Annotated in this window: 8 protein-coding genes; all 8 read right to left on the minus strand. The window is 50.7% G+C overall.

Features of this window, described 5'->3' with window-relative positions; genetic code table 11:
- Window positions 1–11: 11 nt before the first annotated feature.
- The 8 genes from CIK99_RS01695 to CIK99_RS01730 all read right to left on the minus strand — a co-directional run bounded on the left by CIK99_RS01695 (window position 12) and on the right by CIK99_RS01730 (window position 13,897).
- On the minus strand, window positions 12–2,183 hold the full coding sequence (locus tag CIK99_RS01695) for an ATP-binding cassette domain-containing protein (RefSeq protein ID WP_094379136.1): 2,172 nt from the start codon (window positions 2,181–2,183) through the stop codon (window positions 12–14).
- 2 nt (window positions 2,184–2,185) lie between these two features.
- Window positions 2,186–4,330 (minus strand): NHLP family bacteriocin export ABC transporter peptidase/permease/ATPase subunit, encoded by a 2,145-nt coding sequence (locus tag CIK99_RS01700; protein ID WP_094379138.1) that lies wholly within the window; start codon window positions 4,328–4,330, stop codon window positions 2,186–2,188.
- Window positions 4,331–4,340: 10 nt separating this feature from the next.
- Window positions 4,341–5,189: a biotin/lipoyl-containing protein gene (locus CIK99_RS01705; protein ID WP_094379140.1), complete on the minus strand. Its 849-nt coding sequence runs from the start codon at window positions 5,187–5,189 to the stop codon at window positions 4,341–4,343.
- A 268-nt stretch (window positions 5,190–5,457) separates the two neighbouring features.
- Window positions 5,458–6,288, minus strand: coding sequence for a MerR family transcriptional regulator (locus CIK99_RS01710; protein WP_094379142.1), 831 nt, complete (start codon window positions 6,286–6,288; stop codon window positions 5,458–5,460).
- 332 nt (window positions 6,289–6,620) lie between these two features.
- Window positions 6,621–8,183, minus strand: a complete 1,563-nt coding sequence (locus CIK99_RS01715; protein WP_094379144.1) for a PKD-like domain-containing protein — start codon at window positions 8,181–8,183, stop codon at window positions 6,621–6,623.
- Window positions 8,184–8,195: 12 nt separating this feature from the next.
- A complete protein-coding gene (locus tag CIK99_RS01720; protein ID WP_094379146.1) occupies window positions 8,196–8,999 on the minus strand; it encodes a DUF4843 domain-containing protein in 804 nt (267 codons plus the stop codon).
- A gap of 167 nt (window positions 9,000–9,166) precedes the next feature.
- The gene (locus CIK99_RS01725) at window positions 9,167–10,597 is read right to left on the minus strand and encodes a RagB/SusD family nutrient uptake outer membrane protein (RefSeq protein ID WP_094379148.1); all 1,431 of its coding nucleotides are present in this window, start codon (window positions 10,595–10,597) and stop codon (window positions 9,167–9,169) included.
- Between the two features lie 189 nt (window positions 10,598–10,786).
- Complete coding sequence (locus tag CIK99_RS01730; protein ID WP_158215870.1) at window positions 10,787–13,897, minus strand: SusC/RagA family TonB-linked outer membrane protein; 3,111 nt, start codon at window positions 13,895–13,897, stop codon at window positions 10,787–10,789.
- Window positions 13,898–13,906: the final 9 nt, after the last annotated feature.

Genomic DNA, 13,906 nt, shown 5'->3' on the forward strand with positions numbered 1-13,906 from the left:
ATAAAGATTAATCACATCTGTCTGAGGCTCATCTCGTAGAACATGCCTTTTTGCTCCATGAGCTGATCGAAGTTACCCTCTTCGGCTATATGTCCTTTGTCAAGGACAATTATTCTGTCGCAGTTCTTGATGGTGGACAGTCGATGGGCAATGACCACTCTCGTACAGTTTAGCGTGTCGAGGTTGTCGCTCACCTGTTTCTGCGAGATGTTGTCGAGGGCTGACGTAGCTTCGTCGAAGAAGATGATCTTTGGACGTCCTATCAAGGCACGTGCGATGAGCAGTCTTTGTTTCTGTCCACCGCTGAATCCAGAGCCGCCTTCTACCACCACGGTGTGCAGTCCCATGGGCATCCGTCTCACGTCTTTTTCCATGTCGGCCATCCTCAGTGCCTCCCATGCGTCGTCGTGTGAAGCCCATGGGGCGGTGATGGTGATGTTTCTGAACAGGTCGCCGGTGAAGAGGCTTCCGTTCTGCAGACAGCATCCTATCTTTCGTCTCAGACTGGTCTTATCAACCTTCGAGATGTCGTAGTTGTCGTAGTAGATACCGCCTTTCAGCGGTTGTTCGAAACCGAGGAGCAGTCGCATCAGTGTCGATTTGCCGCAGCCCGACTTGCCCACAATACCCACATATTCGCCGGGAGCGATAGACAGGCTGATGTTGTCGAGCACCAAAGGTCCGTCGTCTGAGTATCTGAACGACACGTTGTTCATCTCGATACTTCCCATTAGGTCATCTATCTGCGGCGCGTTTTTCTCTATCTCCGGTTCCGCTTCGAGCAATGGCTTGAGACTGTTGAGCGAAGGAGATATCTGCGCCATCTCGGGCAGGATGGCTACTAAGGCCGTTATGGCTGCGGTGATCATGCCGTATGCCGACGAGAACGCTATATAGTCGCTTGTGGATACGTTGTTTACCAGGATAAAGTAGAACAGCAATGCCGTGCCGCCTACGTTACACAGCTTCAGCAGTGCAGGCATCAGCCGGCGCAAGAACGGAGGGTTATACAGCGGGTGGACTGCATTGGTGTATTTGTCAAGCCAGAGTGTCATGGCCCGTTGTTCGCTTCCCGTGAGTTTCAGCTTCTGTATTCCCGCCAGCATGCCGTATTCCGTGCCGCTGAGCTTGCTGTATTCCTCAATGTAGTGCGACCTTGCCTTCACTATGCTGCGATAATATATGACTATGGCTATGGTCTGCAATACCATCAGGCAGATCGAAGGAGCAAGCAACGACTGGGCGTATAGGAATACCTGTACGAGGTAGGCTACAGAGAAAGCCAATGTCAGCATTGTGCCAACAATACTATCGTTCATAAGGTTGCATAATGTAGCCACGTTATTTATTCTCGATGTCAGCTCGCCCGAGGAATTTTTAGAGAAGAATTTCGGACTGAGGAAAAACACGCGTGCCATAATGGCGTTTTGCAGATGCATCTCCACGGTGCGTCGTATTCGCTCGGTACAGAGGTTGCGTGTGAGCGAGAAGAGCATGGTGCCGATGCCTGCGCCGACGAGCAGCCCGAAGATGGGCAGCAGGTCGTTTGCCTCGCCTGTTGGTATCACCATGTCGAAGATCATCTTGTTGGCCATAGGTGTAAACATGCCGAAGAGCGTGAGTATCAGTGCCGCCGCGAGCAGCAGCATGAAGTTGGTCAGCGACATGGCTTTTGCCACATAGATGAAGAGATCGCGGTTTGTGAGTTTATGGTCGGGTAGGGGCTTGCAGAAGCATACGGCGTGTCGGCTCAGTGTATTAGCCGTGGTCTTGTTGACGCTCACGGTATGTCCGTCCTTGTCGGTGAAGGTGTATCCGAATCCCCATCGTGTGGGCAGCAGGGCAGTCAGCCCGCCGTCCTTGTCATATCCTAACATCGGTCCTATTGTTACCTTCCACCATCCGTCTGTAAGCTTCACCTTACGCATCATGATGCCGCGAGGCTCCAGTATGGTGGCAAGCTGCTCCTGTGGCGTGGAAATACCGTCGTTGGTAAGCTCATAGCCTGTCACACCAAGCGCGTCTATCACCTGGCGCAGCGCGGTATTGTCGGTAGGCTTGGGCTTATGACGGTGACTGCCGCCATTGATGCCCAGTCGTTTGGTGGCTTTCTCAAACGTCTCTATGAGTGTGGCCTCTTCGAGTCGTTTCCTTTTTTCTATTTGGTCTAAGTATATTGACATGATTACACGTTCTTCATTAACTCCTTGTACATTCCTTCCTGTTGTATGAGTTCGTCGTGGGTGCCGCGTTGCAGTATCTTGCCCTGGTCCATCACGATAATCTCGTCACAGTCGCGTATCGTTGAAAGGCGGTGAGCCACGATGATCTGTGTGGCGCCCATCATCCTCACGGCGTCCATCACGTGTTCCTCGGTGGTGGGATCGAGGGCACTCGTTGCCTCGTCCATGATGAGTATGACTGGCTCTTTGGCCAGTGCCGTGGCAATCTCCATGCGCTGGCGTTGTCCGCCGCTGAAGTTCTGTCCGCCCTTGATGAGTAGTGTGGAGAAACCCTCTGGACGGCTCATGATGTCGTCACGTATCTGTGCGTCGTTGCATGCCATCATCACGGTGAAGTCCTCTATCGACTGGTCCCACATCTTTATGTTTTGCGTTACGGTATCGTCAAAGAGCACCACGTTTTGGTCAACCACGGCCACTGAGTTTGTCATCTCTTCGTTGCTGATGCTTTGCAGTGGCCGTCCGTCGAAGAGTATCTCTCCGCTCCAAGGCTTGTACAGTCCAGAGATGAGTTTAGCCAGTGTTGACTTACCGCACCCGCTTGATCCCACGAAGGCCACGCTTTTCCCCGGCATGAGGTGAAGGTTAAAGTCTTCTATCAGTGGCGGTTGCAGTGGGTTATAGCCGAAGGTGACATGCCGCAGCTCCAGTTCGCCGCCCAGTTTCCCTTCTGCCGTCGTGCTGTCGCCCTGACGCTTGTCGGCCGGGTATTTCATCACGTCCTCAATGCTCTCCATCTCCGAGCGCATCTCTATGAGTTTCTGACTTGCCGTCACCACCTCGTTGACGGGAGCCATAAACGACGACATGAATCCCTGGAACGCCAAGAGCATTCCTATTGTGAGGTCGCCTTTTAGTATGTAGTATGCGCCGAGCACAAGTACTATGGAGTTCACCAGTGTCAGAACGAGAGTGGGCAGGAGTCCCATCTTCAGCTCTTGTATGGTGGCGTCGCTTTCCACGTTAAACTTCTTGCTCCACAGTCCGCTCCAGTATTCGAAGAAGCCTCTCTCCGCGCCTGCCGCCTTGATGCTTTCTATATTATCGATACACGACACGGTGGCGTTATAGTATTGTGCTAACGAACGCTGCTGACTGCGCACTAGGTTGACTCTTTTCTCGGCATAGTGCTGCACCATGACGAGGTTGGTCACCACGGCGACGATACCCACCAGTGTCAGGGGCATGCTGTAAGTGACCATAAGGAAGAGGTAGAGCACGAGCAATCCGATATTGATCACCTGTGGTGCAAGGACGTTGACGAGCGAGTGGGTGACGCTCTGGTTGAGATGTTGGCGTTGCTGCAGGTCGCCCACATATCGCATGGCGAAGAATGTCATCGGCAGCGTCAGCAGATGCCGCAGGAAGCTGAGGTTCCCTTTTATTGCTAACATGCCAGCTATACGGTTGCTGTATCGCTCGTTGAGGAGCGTGAGAACGAAGCTTAACAACGCTACGGCCATGAGGGCGATGAGGAATATTGTCTGCCAGTCGCTGTTGCGTCCCGAGAGTATCTCGTCGGCAAAGATACGTGTGAACATTGGCACGGCGATGGTGACACAAGCAGTGAGCAGTCCGAAGACCAGCGTCAGCCAGAATGCGCTTGAGGCACCTCGCATGTGTTTCTTTACATAACTGAATATGCTTGTCTTCCGTCCACCCTTTGTGAATTTTTCCGTAGGGTAAAACTCTAACGCTATGCCGGTGAAGGCCTTCTCAAACTCGTCCATCGGCACCTCCACGGGACCTGTGGCGGGGTCGTTGAGACAAGCTTTGTTCTTCTTGAAGCCACGGAACACCACGAAGTGTTCGAAGTTCCAGTGGATGATACATGGTTGCATGCCTTCCAAGGCCGACGGCTCCACACGATAGCCCGATGCGTCGAGTCCGTATCCACGTGCAGCCCGTAAGATGCTCTTCGCCGAACTGCCGTCGCGCGACACACCGCATGCCGTCCTCACCTCCTCTAATGGAAGCCATTTGCCGTAGTAGGCCAGTATCATGTCTAACGATGCCGCTCCACACTCCACCGACTCCATCTGTATTACTACAGGCACTTTCTTTATATTGCTCCTTTTCAGCTTCATCGTCTTCTTGTTAGTCGCCCATAAAGTCATTTATGCAGTCTTCGACATTCCCGATGAGAACCTCGTAAACGCGTTTCTTCGAAGTCACTATCTGCACATTACAGAATGTGCCGGTTGGGATTACCACTTTCTCGGCCTTCTCCCTGCTCCATCTCAGTCCCGACGGCTGCGAACTGCTGTCCATCAGCACCTTCACCTCGTATATGGCATCTTTCTCGGGCAGGAACGCTGCCAAGGCGTCCATCTTCAGTCGTCTCGCCACCTCTTCGCGGGTGGTGGGATAACGCTCTATGCCGGTGATCTTTCCGTAGGCATAACCCCATTTCTCGCGTTCCATATTGGCGGGGGTGACCTGTACCTGTTGCCCTATCTTCAGCTTTCTCACATCATTAAACGAGGTATATACGAGCATCTCGTGACCCTTACGGTCGTTCTCCTGAGGCATCATCCATACCACGGCCTCCTGCGCCTTGAAGGCATCGCCTTCCTGACGGTATGTCAGCACCACACCGTCTTCAGGTGCTTTCACGTCGGTGGCGGCCATCTCTGTCCTCACCTCCATGAGCGGTTCGCCCACCTTCACCTCCCTGCCGTGGGCGGTGAGCACGCGCTGTACGGTACCGTCGTAGGGCAGTGTTAGCGGTGTGGCTTCTCCATGCGGAAACAGCACGCCTTGTGCCGTCACCTTATAGTTTATAGTACCGAAGATACACCAGTACGCCGTGACGGCACACATCACCAACATGGCTCCGAGCACCACGTTGAGCGAAGGCCGTGTCACTCTTGCCGACTCCATGATGTCGTCTTTTGAGTCCAATGCCTCAAGCGACTGTTTGTTGAATATGCTGTTTTCTGCCATTTTTCCTTTTGTTTATATTTCATTGCAAAGGTATGCAAAAGGAATGAAATCACCAAACAAAACACACATTTATTTCTATTTTTTTCGGTGATTATGTTACGAATTGCTATAAAAACACCTTTCCCCACTATTTTGGCTAATCAAATTCCCGTTCTTGAGGAAACCTCTGTTTTTAGAAATAAAATGAATCCCTGCAAGTCGATGGGCTTACAGGGATTCTTTTCTTGTCGTTAACAATCATTGCGATGTACACCGCCACTTTTCCTTCTTAATCCTTCTCCACTGGCACTTGGATGATGGAGAGCCATAGTTCGGGATTCTCTTGGTTCCAGATACCATCAACGTAAGAGCAGCGCGGCTTGCCAGCTATGCGGTATCCCTGTTCCTCCACATACTTGAACAGCTCGGTATAAGACTCGTAGAAGCAGTCGTAAGGACCATAGTGCTTCATACATATTGCTGTGGGCACTGCGGGAAGTGTCTTAAATTGTACGATGGAAGAATCCTGTCCCTTCTCCTCCACCTGTTCAAAGTATTCGATATCGATATTAGTAGGCGTGTATTCCTCGTTGTGCTCCACTGTGAAACAGTAGCCTGGAGGCGGACACTTGCAGCCAAGTCGCTGCAACTCAGGACCTATCACATTGCAGCACATCTCGCCGATGGCCTCATAACTTGGTATTACCTCACGGTGACTTGCCACGATGATTTCGGGCAGTGATTGAATTGAAAATTTTTCCATTGTTTTGATTTCTTTAATGGAGCGTCTCCAGTTGAGCAGTTTTTCATGGCGGTCCATCAGCATGCGCAGTTGCTGTTCGGTTTCACGTATCTTCCTTGACAGCTGGCTTACAGTCGGGTCGTGCGAGTCATCCTCGTAGAGCAATCCGATCTCATCGAGCGAGAAGCCAAGTTGCTGCAGTTTACGTATATTGTTCAGCCGTTGCATCTGTTCCACCGTGTAGTAGCGATAGCCAGTCCATTCGTCCACCTCGTCAGGCTTTAGAAGTCCTTTCTGCTCATAATGTCGCAGGGTCTTTACCGTCACCTGCATCATCTGTGAGAAATCTCCGATTTTTAACTTTGTCTTGTAACTCATAATCGCGATTCTTTTTTGTTGTTTTTGCTAAGCGAGTGCAAAGTTACACCATGCCCTAAGGTACGAGTCAAGCGTTTTTCCGAATTTAACATTACTTTAACATTTATGCAGATACCTGCATAACCCATCGCAGATACCTGAAACTCAATATTATCGAAAGACCAACATCTAATTGTTATACAGTAATAGGTTAAACGTACTTCATTCAGTTTTTAGTAATTCAAATAAAGTGTAATTTCGTATTATCTAAAAATACTTTAGCCAAATCAACGCGAATACGCGCGATTTGGCTAAAGTATAGGATTTTTTCGAAACCATTACGGGGTAAGAGGCTACTTCTTCTTGTATATCATCTTTACCGGACGATAGCTGATATTGTCGTACTTTTGCAGTATGGTGCCGCGGTCGGTATCTATCACCCAGAGACTGCCGTTCTTGCCCGTCTGCGATGGCTCGTAGAATGCGACGTAGGTCTTCTTGTGGTCGGCGCTCATCTCGAAACCAGTGATGACGGCGTCGGCAGAACCTATGGTCTGGAGTACGTCGGCATTGGTAAGGAGCTGCGAGGTGGTATAGTTCCAACGACGCACCTTGTTGCCGTCGGCAAAGAGGAGCGAGTAGTACGTCATGTTGGCGATGGCGGGTGTGGTAGCAGTCAACGGGCATGCTCCCACGGCAGCGACTTTTGTTCCGCCGTTATCGCTAAGTACGGTCTCGGCAGTATCGAAGTTATACTTCCAGAACGAGGTGGAGAGAATCACCTTTTGGACGAGCTGTCCGTTCTTAACTATTACCAGTACCTGCGGGTCGCCTCCTGCAGCGAGCTGTTCGTCGGTCATGCGTACGTAGGTCATATTACAGAATTCGCGTCCGTCAAAATAGTTGTTCTGACCGGTACATGTGGCTCGTGTCTGATGATAGTTCTTACTGCAGTAGTAAGGTCCGTAGCCGTTGTATATCTGTGCCAAGGCACCAATCTCGCTGTCCCATGCCAGCAGCTCGTAGCTGTATCCCGAGCCGTTGTCGTGAACAATCATGTTTTGGGCATAAGTATATTTCAGCTTTGTTGGTTTGACGAGTGCGCCTTCGGTGGTAGAGAACTCATAGGTCTTGCCGTTTTCGCAGAGCACGGGATAAGCCACTCCGGAGGCGTCCATCGAGGGAATGCCGAGGATGGTGGGCTTGAAGTCGGGATACTCCGTCACGGTGAGCATATTCTCGACGGTCATGGTCTTCTCATTGACATAGTAAAGTGTTGGCACGTCGGCCGATGTGCCGTTGCCCTGACACACGAGAATCAGGCTACCGGCGCTCTGGACCATGTCGGCGGGATGAGAAGCGAACTGAATGTCGCTGTTGTTGACCGAGAGACAGTCATAGTCGTAGAACTGTGTGTCGTTCCCATTCTCGTCAGCCGCCATAAACGAGAGCCATGGGCGTCCATCGTTGTCGGCGCTGATGATGGTGATACCCTCTTCGTATGGCGAGTTGACGTTGAGGCGGAAGGGATAGAATGTACGTCCGTCCTCGTTTTCGAGGATGAGGCGACAGTTCCAACTGCCGAGTTCTTTTCCAGTGAAAGAGAGTGATGGCTCGTTGCTATAAACCTTCTGGTCTATTTCCCATGTCGTCTTTACGTTGAGTTGCGCTTGTGTCTGCGAGAAGACCGGAGTGATGACGAGCGTCTCGTTTTTGTTGATGTTATACACCTCTTTCATCGAGTTTTGGTCGATGACAATCTCCGACAGCTCGCGTTCGGCAAGTGTGGTATCGTCGCTGAAGCACGACGTTAGCCCGATGGTGGCCAAGGCGAGAGAGATAGCCATCCCGCCGGTCTTTCTCCAGGATTGTGTGGAGAAAGAAAGCTTCAAGAGCTGAATTATTGTCTGTTTCATTGTAATTCGTTTTTATTCGTATGGATTAGGGAAGTCGAAGGGGAAGTCGGGATAAGCCGTAACGATCATGTCGTGGTTGGCTGGATCGCCGAAGAACTCATACATCGGCTGATAGATATACTTCTTGAAGATAGAGCGGAATACATAAGGGTCGCCGTAGGGGATGTTCTCGAGGTTCTCTCCATAGGCAGCCACCATCTTCTTGTATGTCTCAGGCAGGATGTCGTTGATGGCATGGAAGTATTCCACCATCTTGATGAACTTGTAAGGATGCCACACGCCGAGTGTTGCCTTGTCCCACACCTTGTCGCCATGTGCGCTATACCACTCAGGCTGTTCGACGGCATTGTCGAAGGTGAGGGTACGGCTTTGTGCCGCCGCATTGAGTGTAGGGACAAAGTTGTCGTTAGACTTCAGTTCGATATGCAGTGTGTAGCGGGTGTAGCCAGTGGCGTAAGTGCCTTCGAGTCCGTTGCGGAGTATCTCCACGGGGATATATCCGTTGATGGAGTCAGGTTCGACTACAGCCTCGCCGATATTATACTGTACGCCCTGTTTTGCCGTAGTCTTCTCTGCCACGACGGTATATGCCACAGTGCGCGGTTGGCTACTGGTAGAGCCCATGATACGGAACGGTATCTTGTACGTGTGGGTCTTTATCTCGATAGGAGTCACGCTGAACGAGTAGTTGAGTGTGTCCTTGGTGAAATAGATGCCATTGCGGGCAGTGTCAAATGTCATATAGTCGGTCTCGCTACACGACACGGCAGTCATTGCCGTCACCATGGCTATTGTTAATATCCTTGATATTTTCATGTTTTCAAATATTACTTTCCATTTAAGATTCGAATGTGCTCAACTCTCAGAAGTTAAGGAAGTTAAATAATAGTTTCTACGCTTCTATCAAGGGAGTTTGCAAGGCTCGGACATATGTCCTTAACGTCCTTGACTTCCCCCTCCTGCGAAAGTTGAGTTACTTTTTTTTAATTTCTGTTCTCCTTCTCTGAGTCAGGTACGGGAACCACATAGATGCCGTCAGCAGGACGGTAAGTGGTCTTGTTGTCGTACGAGACGATATCGAGGTTCTGTCGTTTCATGTTGAAGAAAGTCTGTCCCTCGCCAATCATCTCACGATAGCGTTCGACGTTGATGACCTCTTGTGTCAGGCTGTCGTCGCCCTCGCCGCTGATGGGGTCGAGACCACGGTTGGTGATGACCTCGTTGTAGTATTCCACGGCCTTGTTGTAGTTATTGTCGAGCAGACACTCGGCAGCAATGTAGTACATCTCAGGCAAACGGATGAGATTGATGCCGAGGATGAGGTCGGCGGGACGTGCCGAGGCATTGTTTTGCAGGTCGTAGATGTCGGTAAACTTACAGAGTCGATAGCGTGCCGTTCCGCCCATATCCACGGAGGTGAAGTAAGCGTTGGTGCGGTAGTCAAGACCGCTGACGCCCTTTTCATACATCTCCATGAATCCGTCTCTCAGGTCGAGCGACGAATAGGAGATGGTCTGCTGCAGTTTTGGACTGACGAGCGAGTAGAACTTAGCGTAATACACACCGAAGAGACACTCTTTCTTTGAGAGCACTCCTGCCACATCGTTCACCACCTCGGTCTTTGTCTTCAACTTATATCCTGAAGTAGAGATGACCTTCTCGGCATATTCGAGAGCCTTGGCCTTGTCGCCCTTGGTGAGATAGACTCGTGCGAGAAGAGACCTAACGGCATCGATATTGATATGTATCTGGCGGTCGGCCATAAACGCCGTCTGTCCGCTATGCTGCTTCTCGTCAGCGAGCAGACGTTCAGCCTCGGTGAGGTCGGCAATGACATGGGCGTAGTTGTCAGATAGCGACTCAAAGTCGGGAGTCTTCAGCGAGAACTCTGTGGCATAAGGGATGCCGTCAGCCGTGGGATTGACGGTGATCTGCTCGGCAAAGAGACGCATGAGGTCGAAATGCATGAACGCACGCAGGGCCAGGGCCTCACCTTTATATATCGTTGCCGGATATTCAGTGGCATTGGCCACGAGTGGTGCGTTGATGACACTGTTGACGTTTGAGATATTGTTATACATGTCGGTCCATACCGATGCGAATACGTTTTTTACACGAGTGTCGGCATAGTTGTATTTCCCCAGTGCGGTGACGCTTTCGTTGCCATAGCACCATAGCGTCTGCGACATGATCTCGAGCGACGAGAAGTAGAGTTCCTGTCCGTAGAGCGATGTGGAGCGCAGTTTGGCATACACTCCGTAGAGTGCGTCCTCAACGCCCTCGTTAGTCTCGAGCAGTTCGTCGCGTTTCACCTGTCCGTCGGGGGTGATGTCGAGGAAGCTGTCGCATGATGTGGCGGCAAAGGCCAAGCCTATTGCCATAAATGTCTTTGCTAATATATTTTTATAGTTCATATTTTTTGAATATTTAGAAGTTAAGGAAGTTAAAGAAGTTAAGGAAGTTAAGGAAGTTAAAGAAGTTAAGGAAGTTAAAGAAGTTAAGGAAGTTAAAGACAATACTTTTATCCCATCCTTTCTTCACTCCTAATTCTTCACTCCTAATTCTTCACTCCTAATCCCTCATTCCTAATTCCTCATTTCCAATTAAAGCGTTACATTCACATAGAACTCGAATCCCTGGCTATACAGATAGTCGGTACCTCGTTCAATCTTCACGGTAGAGAGGCGGAGGATATCGGTGAAGTTGACTCCACAACGCAGGTTACGTACATACATGCGACGACATAGTTCGTCGCTAAATTCATAGCTGATGTTGAGGGTGCCGAGGGTGAGTGTGTTTTCCTTCTCGGCAAAGCGGTCGGTTTGTTCGGGCCGCGAGCTGTCGGCTATGTTCTTGTAGAGAGCGATGTCGCCCGGCTGTTTCCAGCGGTCGTCAAACACGCGTTGGTCAGCGTTATATTTAGGGTTGCTGCCCTCCACCTTGCTGACACGTGTGGTGTTGTATATCCATGCTCCGAGACGCATGTTTAGCAGGGCATAGACGCTGAATCCCTTCCAATAAACATTGGTGTTAACGGTGCCGGTATATCGTGGTTCGGTGTCGCCAATGAGCACCTTATCTGCTGAGTCGTAGATGAAGGTGAGTTCGCCGTTACGCTTAATGTATATCTCGCGACCGGTAGCGGGATCGATACCTGCTGAGCGCACGAGTTTCAGTGCCGTGGTACTCTCGCCCTCGGCATACTGCGGCAGAGGCACGAGCGACGACGACGAGTTCTCTTCGTTCTTGTTGTTTATCTCCTCAAGGGCCTTGTTAATCTTTGTGATCTTGTTGCGGTTCATATATCCCGACGTACCGAGTTTCCAGTAGAAGTCCTTTGAACGGAAGATATATCCGTCCACCTGGAACTCTATACCCTTGTTTTCCATCTCGCCGAGGTTTGACGTGGCGGTGGTGACACCGGTAGAAGGAGCCATGGCCTTCTCAAGCAGCAGGTCGGTGGTCTTGCGGATATAAGCATCAAACACGAAGTTGAGTCGGCGGTTAAACATCGAGAAGTCGAAACCCACGTTATAGTTCATCGTACGTTCCCATGCGAGATCGACATTACCTATTGTAAGGGGCACGGCTCCGATGCCGTTCTTGTACTCGTAAGTGTTGAGATACTGGTACATGGTCATAGCCTGGAACGGCGAGAAGCTCACCTTTCCTGTATATCCCATGCTGTAGCGAACCTTCATGAGGTCGATATTCTTCTTTATGCCTTTCATGAAGTTCTCGTTGAGGATATTCCATCCGGCACCTGCCGACCAGAAGTTTCCCCATCTGTTGTTTTCTCCAAACTGCGACGAACCGGTGATACGCCATGTGCCATCGACGAAGTACCTGTTGCGAAACGAATAGTTGGCAGTGAGAAATGCTCCCACGGTGGCCGTCTCGCCCTGGGTGCCGTATGGCGTGCGGTCAGAAGGATAGCCCGAGGCATTGCCTATGAACGACAGTTGGTCGTTGAAGAAGCCGATAGCCTCGGTATTTTCTGTACGTGTCTTGTCGTGCATCACCTCCCAGCCTAACGAAGCCGTGATAAGCGACTCGTCCTGGAACATCTTATTGAATGTTCCCACCACGTTGGCATCATAGCTCGTGGTGCGGGTGTCGGCCTTGACGAGTTGTCCGCGCTTTGTGAGGTCTGGCTCGTTCTTATAGCTCAATGACTTTGGTGAGGTGAACGAGTCTGCCCATCCTAACGAGCTCTGGATATTCAGGTGGCCAGTAAGTCGGAACATCTTGTTGATATCCCATCTCACGTCGGTACTGTTGTTGAACGAGTGAGTGCCCGACTTGGAATAGCTGCCGAGTGTGGCCTCGTAGAGTGGGTTATTCATGTCCCATGAGAGGTTGGTGTTTACCGATCCGTCAGCATTATACATCGGGTCGTAAGGGTTCATCCTCGTATATTGCGAGAACGAACCGTAAGGTGTGTTCTTTGTATCTACCTCGGAGTATGTTGTACGGTTGGAAATCGTCACGGTGTTCTTTATGAAATAGTCGAGTTTGAAACCGAGACTGTATCGTTTGCGGTAGTCGCCTTTCATCACACCTCTTGTGTCGCCGTATCGTCCGGTAAGTTCATAGCGCATGTTTGACGCTCCTCCATATACACGCAGCGAGTGGTCGTGGGAGAGAGCCACACGTGCCGGCTGCGAGAGCCAGTCGCTATTCTGTCCGGCAGCCACGAGCTTGTATCTCTCGTTATATAGTTTATCGAGTTCATACTGTTCGGGCAGGCCAGTGACAGAGTTGACGGCTCCCTTGGCATCGTAGAGTCCTGCCATCTGCTCGTATTTGAGTTTGTCGGCAGCATTGAGCACGTTGTAGTCGCCGAGCTTCGGGAACTGCAGGTCGCCAGTGAAGTTATACTGCACACGCACTGTAGAGTTCTTTATTGGCTTACGTGTGATGACGATGACGCCGTTGGCAGCCTTCGAACCGTATAGGGCGGCGGCGGAGGCATCCTTGAGCACGTTGATCGACTCCACCTCGTTCATGTCGAGGTCGTAGAGTTCCTGCATGGTGATCTCCGTACCGTCGAGGATGATGGTAGGCTGGTTTACGTCCTGCCCAGAGTTGGAGAATGAGCTGGTACCGCGCAACACGAGTTCTTCCACATGGTTAGGGTTAGATCCCTGCGACGAGTTCTGTACCACAGCCATACCTGGTGTGAGGGCAGCGATGGCAGTGAGGATATTGGTGTTTGACACCATCTTCAGGTCTTCGCCTTTGAGCTGAGTCACGGCACCCGTGAACGACTCTTTCTTCTTGTTCACATATCCTGTCACCACCACATCCTGTATGGTGTGCGAGTCATCTTCGAGAAATACCTTAAGGTTTTTCAGTCCTTTCTCTTTCGACGAAATGGTTTGGGTAATCATACCCATATACGACACCTTTATGTCAAAGTTGCCTGCAGGGACACTTATTTTAAACTTTCCGTCAATGTCTGCCGAGGTACCCGTCAGCAGCTTGTCCTTTACGTAGATGGCAATGCTGGCGCCTGGCAGTATCTCGCCAGTAGCCTTTTCGAGCACTACGCCTTCCACGACAACGACGTCCTTAGCCTTTACGCCCTGTTGGGTGGCTTCCTGTGCCATGACAGGCGCCCATCCTCCTCCTGTCACGGTGAGTGCAGCGAGGAAAAGGGCCTTTGCCACAGTGTGTCGAGTGTCTTTCCTTGTCATTTTTTTACTATTCATTTTGTTCTT

Origin of the sequence: Prevotella sp. P5-92 (assembly GCF_002251245.1) — a bacterium.
Taxonomy (GTDB): domain Bacteria; phylum Bacteroidota; class Bacteroidia; order Bacteroidales; family Bacteroidaceae; genus Prevotella.